The sequence below is a fragment of the Streptomyces mangrovisoli genome (genome assembly GCF_000974985.2).
GTDB lineage: Bacteria > Actinomycetota > Actinomycetes > Streptomycetales > Streptomycetaceae > Streptomyces > Streptomyces mangrovisoli.
This window is the reverse complement of record NZ_LAVA02000030.1, coordinates 28,777-47,890: the sequence shown is the minus strand read 5'-3', so window position 1 is coordinate 47,890 and position 19,114 is coordinate 28,777. Positions and strand designations below refer to the sequence as shown.

Here is a 19,114-nt window from a genome sequence, read left to right as displayed (position 1 = left end):
ACGATGAACCGTTCATGCCAGGGGAATGGACAGGCCAAGAGAAACCCAAGGAACCGTCAGGCAGGGTGATTTGACCCGTTTGCCGGTCCGAAGATATTACGGCCGAGCTGCGGCACCGCGCTGACGGAGCATCTCGGCCATCGAGGTGAGCTCCGACCGCTGTGCGTCGACCATCCCCTGCGCGAGCCGCTTCTCCACGCCGACCGTGCACCGGGCCACACACCCCTCGGCCATGTGGATGCCACCCTTGTGATGGTCCGTCATCAGCTGGAGGTACAACACCTCCGCCCGTTTCCCGCTCAGCTTCTGAAGTCGCGTCAGCTCCGTGTTCGTCGCCATGCCGGGCATCAGCGCGCCGTCCTTGCCGTCCGCCATGCCGCCCATGCCCATCCAGGTCATCGGCGGGTCCGCGGACACCTTCGGCAGCCCCCACAGGTCCAGCCAGCCCAGCAGCATCCCGCGCTGGTCGGCCTGGGTCTGCGCGATGTCGTAGGCGAGCCGCCGGACTTCGGGGTCCTTCGTGCGGTCGCGGACGACGTACGACATCTCCACGGCCTGCTGGTGATGGACCGCCATGTCCCGCGCGAAGCCCGCGTCCGCGGAGTCGGCGGTGGGGGTCGGCGAGGCCGCGGCCGCGTGGCCGCCGGCGCTCTCGGCGACCGCGTGGGTGACCGCCCCGGCCGCGAACAGCGCCGCGGCCGCGGCACCCGCGACCCAGCCGACCAGCCGCCTCACTTCATCGTCCCGCCGGTGCAGGAGGCGCCGGGTTCGGGCGTCTGCGCCCCCTGCACATAGGTGGCCAGAAACGTGTCCACGGCCGGGTCGGAGGCGCTCTTGACGGCCAGTTGGTGACCCCAGGCGGTGAGCATCAGCGGCGCGGCCTGGTCCGCGTACGGACTCATCAGCGTGTACGGCGTCCGCTTCACCTTCGCCGCGAGCGCGGCCACGTCCGCCTTCGCCGCCTTCCCGGTGTACGTCACCCACACCGCGCCGTGCTCCAGCGCGTGCACGGCGTTCTCGTCCTTCACCGGCGCGGTGTAGACGTCGCCGTTGCAGTCGAGCCACACCGGGTTGTGGTTGCCGCCGACGGGCGGGTGCATGGGGTAGTCCACGGGCGTCGAGACGTGGTTGCGGGAGAGCGTGCCGGACCAGACCCGCACGCCGTCCTTGCCGGTGGTGAAGTGGCCCGAATCGCCCGCCGAGTTCGCCGCGGCGTTCTTCGCGGCCGCGCCGTCCTTCGTGTCGCTCGCGGTGCTCCGCGCGTCCGGCCCGGAGTGCGCGAGCGCGACCCCGCCGGCCACCAGACCGGCCGCGACCACCACCGCGGCGCCGACGGTGAGCAGGCGGACCCGGCGGGCGCGGGCCGCCTCGGCGCGGCGCAGTTCCTCTATGCGCGCCGCACGCGCCGTGCTCGGGGTGTTCTTCGGGGTACCCATGGGCGTGTTCCTTCTGGGGGAAAGGGACGGGGGTCCTGGGACAGGGGAGGGGCGGGGGCCGGGGCGGCCGGGACCGCCGGGGCGGCCCGGACGTCCGGGTGCGCCGATCGTAGTGGGGGCGGTGTGCCGGGAGGGCGCACGGGGCGGGGGAATGGCGTGGGAAAGGTGCGCGAAGAAAAGTTGAACCGAGGATGCGCATTATTTACGCTTTCGGCATGCGTCTCCTGCGCTCCACCGACCTGGCCCTGCGTGTCCTCATGCGGCTCGCCGTGGCGGGCGACGCCACCCCCACGACCCGCGAGGTCGCGACCGACATGGGCGTGCCGTACACGCACACGGCCAAGGTCGTCGCCGAACTCCAGCACCTCGGCCTCGTCGACGCCCGCCGCGGCCGGGGCGGCGGCCTCGCCCTGTCCGAGCAGGGCCGCACGGCGTCGGTCGGCGCGGTGGCGCGCCACTTCGAGGGGGAGACCGAGGTGGTCGAGTGCGAGGGCGACACCCCGTGCCCGCTGAACGCCGCGTGCCGCCTGCGGGGGGCCCTGCGGGCGGCTCAGGAGGCCTTCTACGCCTCGCTGGACCCGCTCACGATCACGGACGTGACGGCGGCGCCGACGGGGCCGGTGCTGCTGGGGATCACGCGGCGGCCGTGACGGAGGGGGCCGCGTGGGCCCCGGCCGTGACGGAGGGGGCCGCGTGGGCCCCCTCCGTCGTTCTGCCCCTCGTTCTGCCTGACGGGCGTGGTCAGTCCTGTGCCTGCCACAGGTCCGGGCCGAAGACCTCGTAGTGGACGTCGGCCGGGGCGACACCCTTCTCGATCAGCTGGGCGCGCACCGCGCGCATGAAGGGCAGCGGGCCGCACAGGTAGGCCCGGGTGCCCTCGCGGACCTCGACGCCGGAGAGGTCGACCAGGCCGCCGCGGGCGCCCGCCGGGGCCTCCTGCTCGTACCAGAGGTGCAGGCCGGCCCCGGGGAGCTTGTCCGTGTAGCGCTCGTGGTCCGCGCGCAGGGCGTGGTCCGCGGGGGAGCGGTCGCCGTGCACGACGGTGACCGGGCCGCCGTGCCCGGTCGCGGCGAGGTGGGCCAGCATCGCGACCATCGGGGTCACGCCGATGCCCGCCGAGGCGAGCAGCAGCGGCGCGTCGGTGCCGTCGAGGACCAGGTCGCCGTAGGGCTCGGAGAGCTCCACGACGCCGCCCTCCCGCACCTGCGCGTGGAGGTGGTTCGAGACCTCGCCCTCGGGGGTCGAGACGTCGCCCGCCACCCGCTTGACGCTGATCTGCCGGACCGTGTCCTCGGGCGCGCCGGAGAGGCTGTACTGGCGGATCTGGCGGGCGCCGTCCGGGAGCGCGACGCGGACGGAGACGTACTGGCCGGCGCGGAAGCCGGGTACCGCGCCGCCGTCGGCGGGCCGCAGCCGGAAGGTGACGACGTCGCCGGTCTCCTCGACCCGCTCCACGACCTCCCAGGGGCGCCAGGCCGGGCCGCCGCTCTCCTCGTACAGCCGCTTCTCGATGGCGATGAGGGCGTTCGCCATCAGCCAGTAGACCTCGTCCCAGGCGGCGGCGACCTCGGGCGTGACGGCGTCGCCGAGGACCGCGACGATGGCGGCGAACAGGTTGTCGTGGACGACCTGGTACTGCTCGGCCGTGACGCCGAGCGAGGCGTGCTTGTGCGCGATGCGGCCGAGCAGCGCGTCGGGCCGCTGCTCCGGGTGGTCGACGAGGTGCGTGGCGAACGCGGCGATCGACCCGGCGAGCGCCTGACGCTGGGTGCCGGCGGCCTGGTTGCCGCGGTTGAACAGGTCGCGCAGCAGGTCGGGGTGGGCGGCGAACAGGCCGGCGTAGAAGCGCTCGGTGATCTCGCCGATGGCGGCCCCGACGACGGGGAGGGTGGCGCGAACGGTGGCCGCGGACTGCTCGGACAGCATGAGGGACTCCTGGTGCTCGACGGCCCGACCGCGCGGTCGGGCTCGGCTGATCGGCACGCTATTTAAACTTGCATCTGAGATGCAAGTTTAAGTGGGGGTGGTCCTGCTCACGCCGGAGCGGGGGCGGCCATGACGTATGCGGGTGCGAGCAGGCAAGATGGGCGACAGCGCGATACACCTGGCGTACGCGAGGCGTTCACGCCGAGGTCGGCGGAGCGATCAAGGTGCGCAACGCGCATGAAATGGTGTTGTGGTGGGATGCTCAGGTGCCCGACCGCCTCCGGTGGCACCGAGGAGAGGCGGCCTGACCAGCAAGGATGGGGAAGCGGAAGATGGACAAGCAGCAGGAGTTCGTGCTCCGGACGTTGGAGGAGCGCGACATCCGGTTCGTGCGCCTGTGGTTCACCGACGTGCTGGGCTTCCTCAAGTCCGTGGCCGTGGCCCCGGCCGAGCTGGAACAGGCCTTCGACGAGGGCATCGGCTTCGACGGCTCCGCGATCGAGGGCTTCGCCCGGGTCTACGAGTCCGACATGATCGCCAAGCCGGACCCGTCCACCTTCCAGGTCCTGCCGTGGCGCGCCGAGGCCCCCGGCACCGCGCGCATGTTCTGCGACATCCTGATGCCCGACGGCTCCGCGTCCTTCGCCGACCCGCGCTACGTCCTCAAGCGCGCCCTGGCCAAGACCTCCGACCTGGGCTTCACCTTCTACACCCACCCGGAGATCGAGTTCTTCCTGCTGAAGGACCGCCCGCTGGACGGCTCGCGCCCCACCCCGGCCGACAACTCCGGCTACTTCGACCACACCCCGCAGAACGTCGGCCAGGACTTCCGCCGCCAGGCCATCACGATGCTGGAGTCGATGGGCATCTCGGTCGAGTTCAGCCACCACGAGGGCGCCCCCGGCCAGCAGGAGATCGACCTGCGCTACGCCGACGCGCTGTCCACGGCCGACAACATCATGACCTTCCGGCTCATCATGAAGCAGGTCGCGCTGGAGCAGGGCGTGCAGGCGACCTTCATGCCGAAGCCGTTCTCGGAGTACCCGGGCAGCGGCATGCACACCCACCTCTCCCTCTTCGAGGGCGACCGCAACGCGTTCTACGAGTCCGGCGCCGAGTACCAGCTCTCCAAGGTCGGCCGCTCCTTCATCGCGGGCCTGCTGAGGCACGCGGCGGAGATCTCCGCGATCACCAACCAGTGGGTGAACTCCTACAAGCGCATCTGGGGCGGCTCCGAACGCACCGCGGGCGCGGGCGGCGAGGCCCCCTCCTACATCTGCTGGGGCCACAACAACCGCAGCGCGCTGGTCCGCGTGCCGATGTACAAGCCCGGCAAGACCGGCTCCGCGCGCGTGGAGGTCCGCTCCATCGACTCCGGCGCCAACCCCTACCTGGCCTACGCCGTCCTGCTGGCCGCCGGCCTCAAGGGCATCGAGGAGGGCTACGAGCTCCCGCCCGGCGCCGAGGACGACGTCTGGGCCCTCTCCGACGCCGAACGCCGCGCCCTCGGCATCGAACCCCTCCCGCAGAACCTCGGCGAGGCCCTGACCCTGATGGAACGCAGCGACCTGGTCGCCGAAACCCTCGGCGAACACGTCTTCGACTTCTTCCTGCGCAACAAGCGGAGCGAGTGGGAGGAGTACCGCAGCGAGGTCACGGCCTTCGAGCTGCGGAAGAGCCTGCCGGTGCTGTAGGGGCGGGTCGGGGCGGTGCCCCGCTGAATTCGGTGTGCTGAGGCCGGCGGTCCACGACCGCCGGCCTCAGCGGCACGTACGGCGGCGAGTCAGTGCACGTACGCCGGTGAGACCGCCGCCGTCGTGATGCGGTGCGGGGTGCCCGTGCCGTCGGACGGGAGTTGGTGGAGGTCGGCTCCGTAGTCGCCGGGGAGGGCGTAGACCAGGGTGTGGTCGTCGCGCCAGACGGCCTGGTCGTCGACGCTGCGGGACTCCGCCAGCGGGGTCTCGCGCAGCGTGCGCAGGTCGAGGACGTACAGGCGCCAGGGGGCGTCCTTCGGCAGGCCCGCCACGCGCTTCTTGTACGCGATCCGGGTGCCGTCGGGGGAGAGGGACGGGCACTCGACGTTGGCGTGGACGGTGGTGACCGTACGGCTGCGCAGGTCGCCGCGGACCAGGTACGTGTGGCCCTTGGTGGCCAGGGTGGCGTAGAACGTGCGGTCGTCCGGCACGAAGGTGACGCCCCAGAAGTTGACGTCCGGGGAGCGGTAGGTCCGGCCGTCCTTCTCGATGCGGAAGGTCTCCAGGGACGGGATGTACGTGCCGGTGCGGGTGTCGACGATCGCCGTGCGCGTGGAGAAGTCCGTGCCCGCGTACGAGTCGCCGCCCACGAACGCCGTCCACGCCGCGAACCGGCCCGTCGGGGAGACCCGGGCCCGGGAGGGGATGCCCGGGACGTCGTAGTGCGCCGTGATCCGCAGCCGGGAGTCGAGAATCACCGCCCGGTACGTGTCCGACACCGGTCCGTGCACCGCCTGGAGGCACACCCCGGTGCCCGAAGCGGCGTAGAAGCGCAGGCACTTGATGTGCGAGGCGGTGCGCGGCCCGGACGGGTCGGTGGCCGGGACCGAGGTCAGCTCGTCGCGGTGCGGGCCCCAGGCCATGTTCCGGAAGATCATGCGGCCGCTGTCGGTCAGGGCGACCGGCCCCGCCGTGACCCGCGGCCCGCCCGGCTGGGCCTGGTCGCGGCGCTGCGCCCGCGCCGACGCGTGCAGCACCGACGCCACCGCCACCACGGCCAGCGCGACGACCGCCGACACCAGCACCAGGATCCTGTTGCGGACGCTCACGAGACACCCTCCGGCGATCGGTCGCCCTCCGGCGATCGGACACCCTCCGGTTCGTGGACGCCCTCCCGGTCCGGGCGCAGCAGCACCGCGGCGGCCGTGCAGGCGGCCAGCGCCGCCGTCGACAGGCCGAGCGCCGTACGGTCGCCCCACAGCGTCCAGGCCGCGCCGAACCCCAGCGAGCAGGCGAAGCGGGCCGCCGCCTGGCCCGTCTGGACCAGCGCGAGCCCCGACGAGCGCAGCTGCGGCGGCACGCTGCCCGAGGCCGCCGCCATCAGCACCCCGTCGGTCGCCGCGTAGAAGGCGCCGTGCAGGAGGAGTACGGCAGCGGACAGGGCCGTGGTGCGGCCGCCGGTCAGCAGCAGCGCGTACGCGAGGAGCAGCGCGCCGTGCCCGGCCAGGAACACCCGCCCGCGGCCGACCCGGTCGGCGAGCCGGCCGAGCGGCAGCGCGAGCAGCAGGAACGCGGCCGCCGTGCCGAGCGGCAGCAGCGCGAACCAGCGGTCGGGGACGCCGAGCCGCCGTTGCAGCAGGAGGTAGACGAAGGAGTCGCTGACCGTGGCGAGGCCGAGCAGCAGGGCGCAGACGGTGATGCGGCGCAGCCCGCGGACACGCAGCAGCGCGAGCGCGGCGCGCAGGCTCGGCCGTACGTCCCCGGCGTCGCCGTCGGGGGTCGTCCCTTCGGAGGCGCGTCCGCGCGCCCCTCCCGGCACGAACAGCACCAGCACCAGCACGCCCACGACCGCCACGCAGAAGCTGACCGTGAACACGGCGTCGTAGCCGTCGACCGTCGCGCGCAGGATCAGGAAGGCGGCCAGCGGGCCGAGCAGCGCGCCCGCGGTGTCCATCGCCCGGTGCACGCCGAAGGCGCGGCCGCGGCTCTCCGGGCTGCTGCTGAGGGAGATCAGCGCGTCGCGCGGGGCCGTGCGCAGGCCCTTGCCGGTGCGGTCGGCGGCCAGCACCAGGCCGATCGGGGTGAGCGTGTGCGCGACGAGGAGCAGCGGCTTGCACAGCGCCGAGACGCCGTAGCCGAGCCCCGCGACCCACTTGTGCCGGCCGCCGCCGCGGTCGGCGAGATGCCCGCCGACCAGCCGTACCAGCGCGGAGAAGCCGTTGTAGACGCCGTCCAGCAGGCCGAAGCCGAGCGGGGACAGACCGAGCCCGGCCACCAGGTACAGCGGCAGGACGGCGGTGACCATCTCCGACGACACGTCCGTGATCAGACTGACCGCGCCGAGCGCGAACACGGTGGGCGCGATCGCGGCGAGCCGCCGCCCGGCCGGGGAGGGCCGGGCGGCGTCGTCCGCGGACGGCGCGGGCGCGTCCTGCGCGGGCGCGGCGGGGAGCGCGGGGGCGTGCCCGCGGCTGTCCGCTACGTACACGTCAGGACGTCCAGACGCCGGTGATGTCGGTCGCGGAGGCCGCGTTGCCCGCGTGCGCGGTGAGGCCCTGGGTGTCCTCCAGGGTGCGCAGCAGGTTGTAGTGGTTGTACGTCGTCGACGAGGTGGCGCCCGCGGTCACCGGCTGCCCGTACAGCACGGTCGGGATGCGGTTGCCGCTGAGCTTGTTGTCCTCGTCGAAGGTGACGACCAGCAGGCTGTTGTGGGTCTTGGCCCAGGTCGCGTAGGCGCCCAGGTTGTTCTTCAGCCAGGTGTCGCCGGTCGCCACCGAGCAGTCGTGCATGTCGCTGCACAGGTTGGGGGTGACGAAGGAGATGTCGGGCAGCGTGGTGTAGTCGGTCGGGAACTGCGCGAAGGTCTTCGCCGTCGAGGTCGCCACGTTGCTGAAGCCGAACCAGGGGTTGTGCTTCTGGGCGTAGTTGCCGCTGCTGCACGTGGTCGAGCCCTGGCTGGGCAGCGACTCGTTGTAGCTGGCCCAGGTGCCGCCCGCGGCGGTCACCTCGGAGGCGAGGTTGGCGGCCGAGGAGAAGCCGATCTTCACGCAGCTGTCGTCGGTGACGCCCTGGGTGGAGCCGGAGAACAGCGCGTAGTAGTTCGGCTGGCTCGGGTGGGTCTCCGCGTACGACTGCGTGAGGCTCGCGCCGCCGCTCGCGAGCGAGTTGACGTACGGGGCGCTGGAGGAGCCCATCACCTGGCTGTAGGCGTGGTTCTCCATGACGACGACGACCACGTGGTCGGGGGTCGGCACGCCGGTCGCGGCGCGCGCGGTGCCGCCGACGCCGGCCCATACGCCGGTGGCGGCCGCCACGAACGCGAGCGCGGACGCCACGCCGGTGCGCAGGCCGCGGGGCGGCGGGTTGCCAGTACTGCCGGACACATCAACCTCCGGGGGGAAGGACGGGGGCGGCGGTGCGACAAGAGCATGTACGCGCCAAGAGTGTGCCGTTCCACGTTCCCCGGCCCGGCGGATGAAGAGCCGGTGAACTACTCCCCGTTCGCGGGCGCGGAGTCCCGAAGCCTCGGAGTCCCGAAGCCTCGACTTCGCCTCGCACCTACTCCTTCGCGGCGGCCAGTTGGCCGAGCAGCCGGTGCAACGGCTCGGTGGCCCGGCGCCGGTACTCCTGGATCGCCCAGCCATTGCCGTCGGGGTCCTTGAAATACATGAACGTCGCCCCGTCCTGCGGCGCGAACTGCCGCGGCTCGCTGACCTCCAGGCCGCGCGCGGTCAGTTCGTCGTACGCCTGCTTCGCGTCGGCCACGCACAGCTGCATCCCGTGGTACGACCCCGGCTGCGGGGTCCCGGTCGGCACCTGCAACCCGTCCACCAGGGCGACGGAACAGCCCGACCCCGGCGGAGTCAGCTGCACGATCCGCACGCCCTCCATCACCTCGCCGTCGAGGTCGACGTGGAAGCCGACCTTGTCACGGTAGAACTCCTTGGCCCGGTCCACGTCGGTGACCGGCAGCAGGATCACTTCGAGGGTCATGTCCATGGAGCAACTCCTTCGTCCCGGGGAAGAGATGCGCCGGGCGCGGTCCCCGGCACCGGCTTCCGGCACCGGCGGTCGTCACGCCCCCTCGCCGAACCGCCATCGCGTCTGGCTGAACGGCTCCCCCTTACCGAAGCCGAAAACGGTCCGCGGCGCCACCGAGAACACGAGGGCGTCGCCGCCGCCATGCCGGAACACGCCGTTCACGACGTCGAAGCGCCACGCCGGCCCGTACTTCTCCTCCCAGGCCGCCGCCAGCACCCGCAGCCGGCCGTCGTCGGTCACCCGCGCCGCCTCGCCCTCCACCACGACGTCGTAGCCCTCGTCCCAGGTGTTGCGGCCGGTGGTCAGCACCACCCGCGGGTTCGCCGCGAGGTTGAGCGCCTTGCGCTCCTCGGCGCCCGTGCAGAAGTGCAGCGCCCCGTCCGCCCACACCGCGGGCAGCGGTGTCACATGGGGGCGCCCGTCCGGCCGTACGGTCGAGATCCAGAACAGCTCGGCCGCCGCCAGCAGCTCCCGCGCCCTCGCCCACGGGACGGCGACGGCCGCGGGGTCGCTGTACCGCGCGTCCAGCCTCGTCTCCGGTACCGGTTCCGGCATCGGCGCCCACCCCCCATGTCCCGTGCGACCGCCGCGAGGGCCGCCTCCCGCGTCCCGTACGAACCTTCCACCAGAACCGACTCCCGACGCGACCGGAACTCATCGGCCGGATCCCTGACTCCCCGCCGACCGCGCCAGAGCTTCCGCAGGCGTCTGCGGTTAGGCTCGGCCCAGGACGACCTTGATCCGACGGGAGGCCGGGATGACGGCGCCGGGGCGCAGGAGCAGTACCTTCACGCGGCTGCTGCGACACGGCTTCACCGATCCCTCCGCCGCCGAGCGGCTGCTGGACGGTCCCGAACTCGCCCCGGTCCGCAACGACCCCGTCCTCCTGGAGGCGCTCGGCGCCACCGCCGACCCCGACCTCGCCCTGCACGGCCTGGTCCGGCTCCTGGAGGCGCAGCCCACCCCGGCCGCCCGCCGCGAACTGCTCGACACGCTGATAGCGGCCAAGCCGCTGCGCGACCGGCTGCTCGGCGTGCTCGGCGCCTCGGCCGCGCTCGCCGACCACCTCGCCCGGCACTCCGGCGACTGGCAGGCCCTGGTCCAGTACGAGCCGAGAGACCTGCACCCCGGCGTACGGGAGTTCGAACGCGGCCTCGCCGAGGCGGACGACCCGGTCTCCCTGCGCGTCGCCTACCGCCGCTGCCTGCTCTCCATCGCCGCCCGCGACGTGTGCGGCACCATCGACGTCGCCCAGACCGCCGCCGAACTCGCCGACCTCGCCACCGCGACCCTGCGCGCCGCCCTCGCCCTCGCGGGCGCCGCCGCCCCCGAGGACACCGCGCTCTGCCGGCTCGCGGTGATCGCCATGGGCAAGTGCGGCGGCCACGAGCTGAACTACGTCTCCGACGTCGACGTCATCTTCGTCGGCGAGTCCACCGAGGGGGCCGACGAGGGCAAGGCGCTGCGCGCCGCCACCCGGCTCGCCTCGCACATGATGCGGATCTGCTCCGAGACCACCGTCGAGGGCTCCATCTGGGCCGTCGACGCCAACCTGCGTCCCGAGGGCCGCAACGGCCCCCTGGTGCGCACCCTCAGCAGCCATGTCGCCTACTACCAGCGCTGGGCCAAGACCTGGGAGTTCCAGGCGCTGCTCAAGGCCAAGCCGGTGGCCGGCGACCCGGAGCTGGGCGAGCAGTACCTCGCCGCCGTCGAGCCCATGGTCTGGCACGCCGCCGAACGCGACAACTTCGTCCCCGACGTGCAGAAGATGCGCCGCCGCGTGGTGGAGAACATCCCCGCCGCCGAGCTCGACCGCGAGCTGAAACTCGGCCCCGGCGGCCTGCGGGACGTCGAGTTCGCCGTGCAGCTGCTCCAGCTCGTGCACGGCCGGGCCGACGCCACCCTGCGCAGCGGCACCACCCTCGACGCCCTCCAGGCGCTCGCCGCGGGCGGCTACATCGGCCGCGCCGACGCCGTACAGCTCGACGACGCCTACCGCTTCCTGCGCTCCCTGGAGCACCGCATCCAGCTCTACCGGCTGCGCCGCACCCATCTCGTCCCCGAGGACGAGGCCGATCTGCGGCGGCTCGGCCGCTCCCTCGGCCTGCGCACCGACCCGGCCGCCGAGCTGCGCCGCGAGTGGCGCCGGCACACCGGGGTCGTACGGCGGCTGCACGAGAAGCTGTTCTACCGGCCGCTGCTGGACGCGGTCGCCCAGCTCGCGCCCGGCGAGGCCCGGCTCAGCCCCGAGGCGGCCCGTGAACGGCTGGTGGCCCTCGGCTACGCGGACCCGGCCGCCGCCCTGCGCCACCTGGAGGCGCTCGCCTCCGGCGTCTCCCGCAAGGCCGCCATCCAGCGCACCCTGCTGCCCGTCCTGCTGGGCTGGTTCGCCGACTCCGCCGACCCCGACGCGGGCCTGCTGAACTTCCGCAAGGTCTCCGACGCGCTCGGCAAGACCCCCTGGTACCTCAGGCTGCTGCGGGACGAGGGCGCCGCCGCGGAGAACCTCGCCCGGGTGCTGTCCGCCGGGCGGCTCGCCCCCGACCTGCTGATGCGCGCGCCCGAGGCGGTCGCCCTGCTCGGCGACGGCGACGGCGGCAGCGGCCTCGAACCGCGCGGCCGCGCCCCCCTGGAGCAGGAGATACTCGCCGCCGTCGGGCGCGCGGGCAGCGCCGAGCACGCCGTCACCGCGGCCCGGGGCGTCCGCCGCCGCGAACTGTTCCGCACCACCGCGGCCGACATCGTCGACTCCTACGGGACCGAGGCCAACCCCGCCGTGCCCGACCAGGGCGCCCTCGTCGACCGGGTCGGCGGCGCCGTCTCGGACCTGACCGCGGCCACCCTCGCCGGCACCCTGCGCGCCGTCGTCCGGGCCGGCTGGGGCGACACCCTGCCGACCCGGTTCGCGGTCATCGGCATGGGCCGCTTCGGCGGCCACGAGCTGGGCTACGGCTCCGACGCCGACGTCCTCTTCGTGCACGAGCCGCGCGACGGCGTCGACGAGCGCGAGGCCGCCGACGCCGCCAACAAGGTCGTCGCCGAGATGCGCCGCCTGCTCCAGCTGCCCAGCGCCGACCCGCCGCTGCTCATCGACGCCGACCTGCGCCCCGAGGGCAAGAGCGGCCCGCTGGTGCGGACCCTGAAGTCGTACGAGGCCTACTATCGGCGCTGGTCGCTGGTGTGGGAGTCACAGGCGCTGCTGCGGGCCGAGCCGGTCGCCGGGGACGAGGACCTCGCCGCCCGCTTCATGGAACTGGCCGACCCGCTGCGCTACCCGGCCGAGGGCCTCGGCGAGGACGCGGTCCGCGAGATCCGGCGGCTCAAGGCCCGGATGGAGTCCGAGCGGCTGCCGCGCGGTGTCGACCCGAAGCTGCACACCAAGCTGGGCCCCGGCGGGCTGTCCGACGTCGAGTGGACCGTGCAGCTGTTCCAGATGCGGCACGGCTGGGTGGAGCCGGGCCTACGCACCACCCGCACCCGCGAGGCGCTCGCCGCCGCCCGTGCCGCCGAGCTGATCTCGGGGGAGGACGCGGCGATCCTGGACGAGGCGTGGGTGCTCGCCACCCGGGTGCGCAACGCCGTGATGCTGGTCCGCGGCCGCGCCGGCGACACCTTCCCCTCCGACAGCCGCGAGCTCACCGCCGTGGGCCGCTATCTCGGCTACGGCGGCGGACACGGCGGCGACATGCTCGACGACTACCGCCGCACCACCCGGCGGGCCCGCGCGGTGGTGGAGGAGCTGTTCTACGGCGCCTGAGCGTGCGGGCGGCGGCGCGTTGTTCTACGGCGCCTGAGCGTGCGGGCGGTGGCGCGGCTGTTCTACGGCGCCTGAGGGTTCGGTGGCCGGGGCGGTGAGCCGGCCACCCGGCGGGACGGCCCGCGCACCTGTTCCGGCAGTCGGGGCAGGTGGTACGGCAGGGCGCCGTACCAGAGGCGGGTGACCGCGAAGCCGAAGGCCAGGCAGAGGATGCCGCCCACCGCGTCCAGCAGGAAGTGGTTGGCGGTGGCCACGATGACGGTCAGCGTCGCCACCGGGTACAGCAGGCCGAGGACCCGCACCCACGGCACCCGGGCCAGCGCGAAGACGGTCAGACCGCACCACAGGGACCAGCCGATGTGCATCGAGGGCATCGCCGCGTACTGGTTCGAGACGTGTTTGAGGTCGCCGGAGGCCATCGACCCCCAGGTGCGGTGCACGAGGACCGTGTCGATGAACTGGGTGTGCCGCATCAACCGGGGCGGCGCGAGCGGACACAGGTAGTAACCGACCAGGGCCACACCGGTGGTCGCGAACAGGGCGAGGCGCGCCGCCGCGTAGCGCCCGGGATGGCTGCGGTACAGCCAGACCAGCACGCCGAGCGTGACGACGAAGTGCAGGGTCGCGTAGTAGTAGTTCATGCCGACGATCAGCCAGGACACCGAGTTCACGGCGTGGTTGACGGACTCTTCGGCGGCCATGCCGAGGTGCTGTTCGAGGCGCCACAGCCAGGCGGCGTTGGTGAGCGCGGCGGCCCGCTGCTCGGGCACCGCGTTGCGGATCTGCGAGTACGTCCAGTAACTCACCCCGATCAGCAGGACCTCGAACCAGATCCGGGGCCGGCGCGGGGTGCGCAGCCGGACGAGCAGGCGGTGCGGTGACGCGGTCGGCGCGGGCGGCGCCGAGACGGCCGTGAGGTGCTGTGGAGCGGCCTCGTCACGACCACCCTGCGGCGTCACGGTCGTTTCACCCATAGGCACCAAGTCTGCCAGAAAAGCCTTCTTGCCCCGATCATCCCAAGGTGGGGTACCACCCGCATGTCCTACCGCGGACGGACCGCGTCGTCTCCTACCGGGGCAGGGCACGCGGCACTCCGCGCTCCTCCGGGCGCAGGGCGCGCGCGGACGCGTATCTCCTACCCGGGGAGGTTCCGAAAACGCTTGCTGCCCCCGGCGGCGGGCCGAGGGCAGGTCAGGTCGGGGCGGATCGGGCCCCCGGGGCAGAGGTGAGCCGGGAGCAGAGGCGAACCGGGGCAGACGCGACCCGGGGGCAGAAGCGACCCGGGACAGAGGCCACCCGGGACAGAGGCGACCCGGGGGTCGCCGCGGGTGGTCAGGACCGCGTACGGTCCCCCGGCGCCGAGGCCGTCGAGCCGCGCACCACCAGCTCCGGCATGAACACGAACTCGCTGTGCGGCGCGGGTGTCCCGCCGATCTCCTCGAGCAGCGTGCGCACGGCGGCCTGGCCCATCGCGGGGACCGGCTTGCGCACGGTGGTCAGCGGCGGGTCGGTGAAGGCGATCAGCGGGGAGTCGTCGAAGCCGACCACCGAGATGTCGCGCGGCACCTCGAAGCCGCGCTGGCGGGCCGCGCGTATCGCGCCCAGCGCCATCATGTCGCTCGCGCAGACGATCGCCGTGCAGTCCCGGTCCATCAGCGACATGGCGGCCGCCTGACCGCCCTCCAGGGTGTACAGCGAGTGCTGCACGAGCTGCGACTCGATCTCGTCGGGGGCGAGGCCCAACTGGTCCTGCACGGTCCGCACGAAGCCCTCGATCTTGCGCTGCACCGGCACGAACCGCTTGGGGCCGAGCGCCAGGCCGATCCGGGTGTGCCCGAGGGAGACCAGGTGCGTCACCGCGAGCGTCATCGCCGCGCGGTCGTCGGGGGAGATGAAGGGCGCCTGCACCTTCGGGGAGAAGCCGTCGACCAGCACGTACGGCACGCCCTGCGCGCGCAGCCGGTCGTAGCGCTGCATGTCGGCGGTGGTGTCCGCGTGCAGTCCGGAGACGTAGATGATGCCGGCGACGCCGCGGTCCACGAGCATCTCGGTCAGCTCGTCCTCGGTCGACCCGCCCGGGGTCTGGGTGGCGAGCACCGGGGTGTATCCCTGCCGGGTCAGCGCCTGACCGATCACCTGCGCGAGCGCGGGGAATATCGGGTTCTCCAGCTCCGGGGTGATCAGGCCCACCAGGCCCTCGCTGCGCTGCCGCAAACGCACGGGGCGCTCGTAGCCCAGGACGTCGAGGGCGGCGAGCACGGACTGGCGGGTGGTGGCGGCGACGCCCGGCTTCCCGTTGAGGACCCGGCTGACGGTCGCTTCGCTCACCCCCGCCTGCGCTGCGATGTCGGCAAGCCGTGTGGTCACAGGGGTGGACTGTACCGGCCGTATCCCGCCTTGCCCACCGACCGGACGCCGGGGCCGGCCGAGGGCTCGGCCCGTCGCGGGTTGCTGCGTCATCGCGCTCCCTCGTCCTCCTGGTTCGGTTTGTCCGGCCCGCACCGGCGCGGTGCGTGGGCCCCGCAAGAGGATGATCCCCGTGCGCGAAAGCAATAGCAAGAGCTTGCAGAGTCTTGCACAACTGTCCGGGTGCCCGCTGATCGGCCGGGGACACGGGTTGCGGGGGAGTCGAGCGGAGGTCACGGCGACGTAACTCTCGTGAGGTCTTGCACTTTTTTGCTGCAAGGTCTTTCGCGTCGCTTACATGGCTGTTACGTTCTCGACGCCCGGCGGCCGCAAAGGCGCAGTCGGCAAGTCTCGCAGGAGCGGCGGACGGGACCGCCTCCTGTAGCTACACGGGCTTTCACCCTCAAGGAGAACTCATGCGGCGTGGCATAGCGGCCACCGCGCTGGTGGCGTCCATCGCCCTCGCGGCGACGGCCTGCGGCGGTAGTGACAAGGACAGCGGCAAGGCTGACGGCCCGGTCACCATCACCTGGTGGGACACCTCGAACGCCACCAACGAGGCACCGACGTACAAGGCCCTGATCAAGGAATTCGAGGCCGCCAACAAGAACATCACGGTCAAGTACGTCAACGTCCCCTTCGACCAGGCGCAGAACAAGTTCGACACTGCCGCCGGCGCCACCGGTGCCCCGGACGTGCTGCGCTCGGAGGTCGGCTGGACCCCCGCCTTCGCCAAGAAGGGCTACTTCCTGCCCCTCGACGGCACCGAGGCGCTCAAGGACAAGTCGAAGTTCCAGTCGAGCCTGATCACCCAGGCCCAGTACGAGGGCAAGACCTACGGCGTGCCGCTGGTCACCGACACCCTCGCGCTGGTCTACAACAAGGCCCTGTTCAAGAAGGCCGGCATCACCGCCGCGCCGACCACCTGGGACGAGCTGAAGAGCGACGCCGCCAAGGTCAAGGCCAAGACGGGTGTCGACGGCTACTGGGGCTCCACCCAGGCCTACTACGCCCAGACCTACCTCTACGGCGAGGGCACCGACACGGTCGACGCCTCCGCCAAGAAGATCACGGTCAACTCCGACGCCGCCAAGAAGGCGTACGGCGAGTGGCTGGGCATGTTCTCCGGCAAGGGCCTGCACAAGGCCGACACGACCGCCGACGCGTACGCCCACATCCAGGACGCGTTCGTCAACGGCAAGGTCGCCGCGATCATCCAGGGCCCGTGGGAGATCACCAACTTCTACAAGGGCTCCGCGTTCGGCGACAAGTCCAACCTCGGCATCGCCACCGTCCCGGCCGGCTCCACCGGCAAGGCGGGCGCCCCGACCGGCGGTCACAACCTCTCGGTCTACGCCGGCTCGGACAAGGCCCACCAGGCCGCGTCGCTGAAGTTCGTGCAGTTCATGACCTCCGCCAAGTCGCAGACGGAGATCGCGCTCAAGAACTCCACGCTGCCCACCCGCTCCGACGCCTACACCGACCAGGTCAAGGCCGACCCGGGCATCGCCGGCTTCCAGAGCGTCCTGTCCGCCGCCCAGCCGCGCCCGGAGCTGGCCGAGTACAGCTCCCTGTGGGGTCCGCTGGACACCGAGCTGCCCAAGATCGCCGGTGGCAAGGAGTCCCTGGACAAGGGCCTGAGCAACGCTGAGCTCGCGATCCAGAAGCTGGTTCCGGACTTCAGCAAGTAAGCCCCGCGTGGCCGCCGGATCCTCCCTGAGTGGAGGGTGGGACCCGGCGGCCACCGGCCTGTACCCGGCCCGTCCCCCCAACGTCCAGATTTTCCAGAAGGTGTCGAACCATGACAGTCGCCATCGACCGCGCGACCGGCACACGGCGCGGTGAGCGAGGACCGCGACCCGGGCTGGGTCAGCGCCTGAAGCACAACTACCAGAAGTACTGGTACGCCTACGCGATGATCGCCCCGGTGGCGATCGTGCTCGGCGTCCTGGTGCTCTACCCCCTGGTGTACGGCCTCTACCTGACGCTGACCGACGCCAACAGCCTGAACACCGCGCGCACGATCGGCGTCAACCACATCGACGCCACCTACAAGTTCATCGGGCTCGACAACTACAAGGACATCCTGTTCGGCCCGACGTCGTACGACCGCTTCTGGTCGCACTTCATCTGGACGATCGTGTGGACGGCCCTGTGCGTCGCGCTGCACTACACCATCGGCCTCGGTCTCGCGCTGCTGCTCAACCAGAAGCTGCGCGGCCGCACCTTCTACCGGCTGGTCCTGATCCTGCCCTGGGCCGTGCCGACCTTCGTCACCGTCTTCGGCTGGCGGTTCATGCTCGCCGACTCCGGCATCATCAACAGCGCCCTGCACGCGCTGCACCTGCCGGCGCCGGACTGGCTGGAGGACACCTTCTGGCAGCGGTTCGCCGCGATCATGGTCAACACCTGGTGCGGTGTGCCGTTCATGATGGTCTCGCTGCTCGGCGGCCTCCAGTCCATCGACGCCTCGCTGTACGAGGCCGCCGAGATGGACGGTGCGAGCCCCTGGCAGCGGTTCCGCTACGTCACCCTGCCGGGCCTCAGGTCGGTCTCCTCCACCGTCGTCCTGCTCGGCATCATCTGGACGTTCAACCAGTTCGCCGTGATCTTCCTGCTCTTCGGCAACACCGCCCCGGACGCCCAGATCCTCGTGACCTGGGCCTACTACCTCGGCTTCGGACAGCAGCCACGAGACTTCGCCGGGTCGGCCGCCTACGGCATCCTGCTGCTGGCCATCCTCATCGTCTTCACCTCGTTCTACCGCCGCTGGCTGAACCGCAACGAGCAGCAGCTCGCGATCTGAGGCAGGAGTTCCCATGACAACGACCACTGTCGAGCCCTCCGCCCCGGTCGGCGAGAACGGCCCCACGCCCGTCCCCCGCAAGGTCCGCCGCCGCGGCGAGAACAGCCTGGCCGGAAACCTCGCCTCCCACGGCATCCTGATCGCGGGCAGCGTGATCGCGCTGTTCCCGGTCGCCTGGCTGGTCTTCCTGTCCCTCGGCCCGGACAAGGACGACTATCTGCACCCCGCCGGCATCTGGCACAAGATGTCGTTCTCCAACTACTCGTTCGTGCTGCAGCACACGAACTTCTTCGAGTGGCTGAAGAGCTCGCTCATCGTCTCGCTCGGCACCACCGTGATCGGCGTCTTCGTCGCCGCCACCACGGGCTACGCGGTCTCCCGGATGCGTTTCCCGGGCTACCGCAAGTTCATGTGGATCCTGCTGGTCACGCAGATGTTCCCGGTCTCCGTGCTCATGGTGCCGATGTACCAGATCATGGCCGACCTCCAGCTGATCGACAGCTACCTCGGCCTGATCCTGGTCTACTGCACCACCGCGGTGCCGTACTGCGCCTGGCTGCTGAAGGGCTACTTCGACACCATCCCGTTCGAGATCGACGAGGCGGGACGCGTCGACGGGCTGAGCCCCTTCGGCACCTTCGCGCGGCTGATCCTGCCGCTGGCCAAGCCCGGCCTCGCGGTCGCCGCGTTCTACAGCTTCATCACCGCGTTCGGCGAGGTCGCCTTCGCCACCACGTTCATGCTCGACGACCAGAAGTACACGCTCGCCGTGGGCCTGCAGAGCTTCGTCAGCGAGCACGACGCGCAGCGCAACCTGATGGCCGCCACCGCGGTGCTGATCGCGATACCCGTGTCGGCGTTCTTCTACCTCGTGCAGAAGAACCTCGTCACCGGCCTCACCGCCGGCGGCACGAAGGGCTGACCCCCTCCCCCCTGGGCTCCCGCGCGCCCGATGCGCGTGGGTAGGCGGCCGCGGTGCCAACGCCCCCGCCACACCGCGGCCGCCTCGCACCACCCTGCCCCGGGGGCTCTGCCCCGCACACGCCTC

16 protein-coding genes are annotated in these 19,114 nt (G+C 71.9%); 6 read left to right on the top strand and 10 right to left on the bottom strand.

The annotated features are described in order from the left end of the window. Window positions 1-96: 96 nt before the first annotated feature. Together WN71_RS14235 and WN71_RS14230 are read right to left on the bottom strand one after the other, a co-directional pair. Window positions 97-735, bottom strand: coding sequence for a DUF305 domain-containing protein (locus WN71_RS14235; RefSeq protein ID WP_046582965.1), 639 nt, complete (start codon window positions 733-735; stop codon window positions 97-99). After that, window positions 732-1,436, bottom strand: a complete 705-nt coding sequence (locus WN71_RS14230; protein ID WP_046582963.1) for a DUF3105 domain-containing protein — start codon at window positions 1,434-1,436, stop codon at window positions 732-734. The genes WN71_RS14235 and WN71_RS14230 overlap by 4 nt, the downstream gene beginning before the upstream one ends. 215 nt (window positions 1,437-1,651) lie before the next feature. Between WN71_RS14230 and WN71_RS14225 the strand changes: the two genes are divergently transcribed. Then, a complete protein-coding gene (locus tag WN71_RS14225; RefSeq protein ID WP_046582961.1) occupies window positions 1,652-2,086 on the top strand; it encodes an RrF2 family transcriptional regulator in 435 nt (144 codons plus the stop codon). Window positions 2,087-2,177: 91 nt separating this feature from the next. Here WN71_RS14225 and WN71_RS14220 read toward each other — a convergent pair whose 3' ends face one another. Next, window positions 2,178-3,362, bottom strand: coding sequence for a globin domain-containing protein (locus WN71_RS14220; protein ID WP_046582959.1), 1,185 nt, complete (start codon window positions 3,360-3,362; stop codon window positions 2,178-2,180). Between the two features lie 332 nt (window positions 3,363-3,694). Here WN71_RS14220 and glnA point away from each other — a divergent pair, with 332 nt between their 5' ends. Then, window positions 3,695-5,056, top strand: a complete 1,362-nt coding sequence (gene glnA, locus WN71_RS14215; RefSeq protein ID WP_046583125.1) for a type I glutamate--ammonia ligase — start codon at window positions 3,695-3,697, stop codon at window positions 5,054-5,056. 89 nt (window positions 5,057-5,145) lie between these two features. Here glnA and WN71_RS14210 read toward each other — a convergent pair whose 3' ends face one another. The 5 genes from WN71_RS14210 to WN71_RS14190 all read right to left on the bottom strand — a co-directional run bounded on the left by WN71_RS14210 (window position 5,146) and on the right by WN71_RS14190 (window position 9,652). Beyond that, window positions 5,146-6,165 (bottom strand): TolB family protein, encoded by a 1,020-nt coding sequence (locus WN71_RS14210; protein WP_046582957.1) that lies wholly within the window; start codon window positions 6,163-6,165, stop codon window positions 5,146-5,148. After that, window positions 6,162-7,544, bottom strand: coding sequence for an MFS transporter (locus tag WN71_RS14205; RefSeq protein WP_206300077.1), 1,383 nt, complete (start codon window positions 7,542-7,544; stop codon window positions 6,162-6,164). Before WN71_RS14205 ends, WN71_RS14210 begins: the two co-directional genes overlap by 4 nt. Before the next feature lies 1 nt (window position 7,545). Beyond that, entirely contained in the window at window positions 7,546-8,439 is an 894-nt protein-coding gene (locus tag WN71_RS14200) for an alkaline phosphatase family protein (protein ID WP_046582956.1), read from the bottom strand. A 175-nt stretch (window positions 8,440-8,614) separates the two neighbouring features. Then, window positions 8,615-9,055: a VOC family protein gene (locus tag WN71_RS14195; RefSeq protein WP_046582954.1), complete on the bottom strand. Its 441-nt coding sequence runs from the start codon at window positions 9,053-9,055 to the stop codon at window positions 8,615-8,617. A gap of 75 nt (window positions 9,056-9,130) precedes the next feature. Then, window positions 9,131-9,652: a pyridoxamine 5'-phosphate oxidase family protein gene (locus WN71_RS14190; RefSeq protein WP_046582952.1), complete on the bottom strand. Its 522-nt coding sequence runs from the start codon at window positions 9,650-9,652 to the stop codon at window positions 9,131-9,133. Between the two features lie 202 nt (window positions 9,653-9,854). Between WN71_RS14190 and WN71_RS14185 the strand changes: the two genes are divergently transcribed. Beyond that, window positions 9,855-12,854, top strand: coding sequence for a bifunctional [glutamine synthetase] adenylyltransferase/[glutamine synthetase]-adenylyl-L-tyrosine phosphorylase (locus tag WN71_RS14185; protein ID WP_046582951.1), 3,000 nt, complete (start codon window positions 9,855-9,857; stop codon window positions 12,852-12,854). Between the two features lie 62 nt (window positions 12,855-12,916). On the opposite strand, the gene WN71_RS14180 is transcribed toward WN71_RS14185, so the two are convergent. Then, window positions 12,917-13,828 (bottom strand): phosphatase PAP2 family protein, encoded by a 912-nt coding sequence (locus WN71_RS14180; RefSeq protein WP_052742917.1) that lies wholly within the window; start codon window positions 13,826-13,828, stop codon window positions 12,917-12,919. A 358-nt stretch (window positions 13,829-14,186) separates the two neighbouring features. Next, a complete protein-coding gene (locus WN71_RS14175) occupies window positions 14,187-15,221 on the bottom strand; it encodes a LacI family DNA-binding transcriptional regulator (protein ID WP_046582947.1) in 1,035 nt (344 codons plus the stop codon). Between the two features lie 455 nt (window positions 15,222-15,676). Between WN71_RS14175 and WN71_RS14170 the strand changes: the two genes are divergently transcribed. From WN71_RS14170 to WN71_RS14160, 3 genes are all read left to right on the top strand, one after another. Then, window positions 15,677-16,951, top strand: coding sequence for an extracellular solute-binding protein (locus tag WN71_RS14170; RefSeq protein WP_046582945.1), 1,275 nt, complete (start codon window positions 15,677-15,679; stop codon window positions 16,949-16,951). Between the two features lie 110 nt (window positions 16,952-17,061). Beyond that, window positions 17,062-18,066: a carbohydrate ABC transporter permease gene (locus WN71_RS14165; protein WP_046582943.1), complete on the top strand. Its 1,005-nt coding sequence runs from the start codon at window positions 17,062-17,064 to the stop codon at window positions 18,064-18,066. A gap of 13 nt (window positions 18,067-18,079) precedes the next feature. Further along, the gene (locus tag WN71_RS14160; protein WP_046582940.1) at window positions 18,080-18,988 is read left to right on the top strand and encodes a sugar ABC transporter permease; all 909 of its coding nucleotides are present in this window, start codon (window positions 18,080-18,082) and stop codon (window positions 18,986-18,988) included. Window positions 18,989-19,114 lie beyond the last annotated feature (126 nt).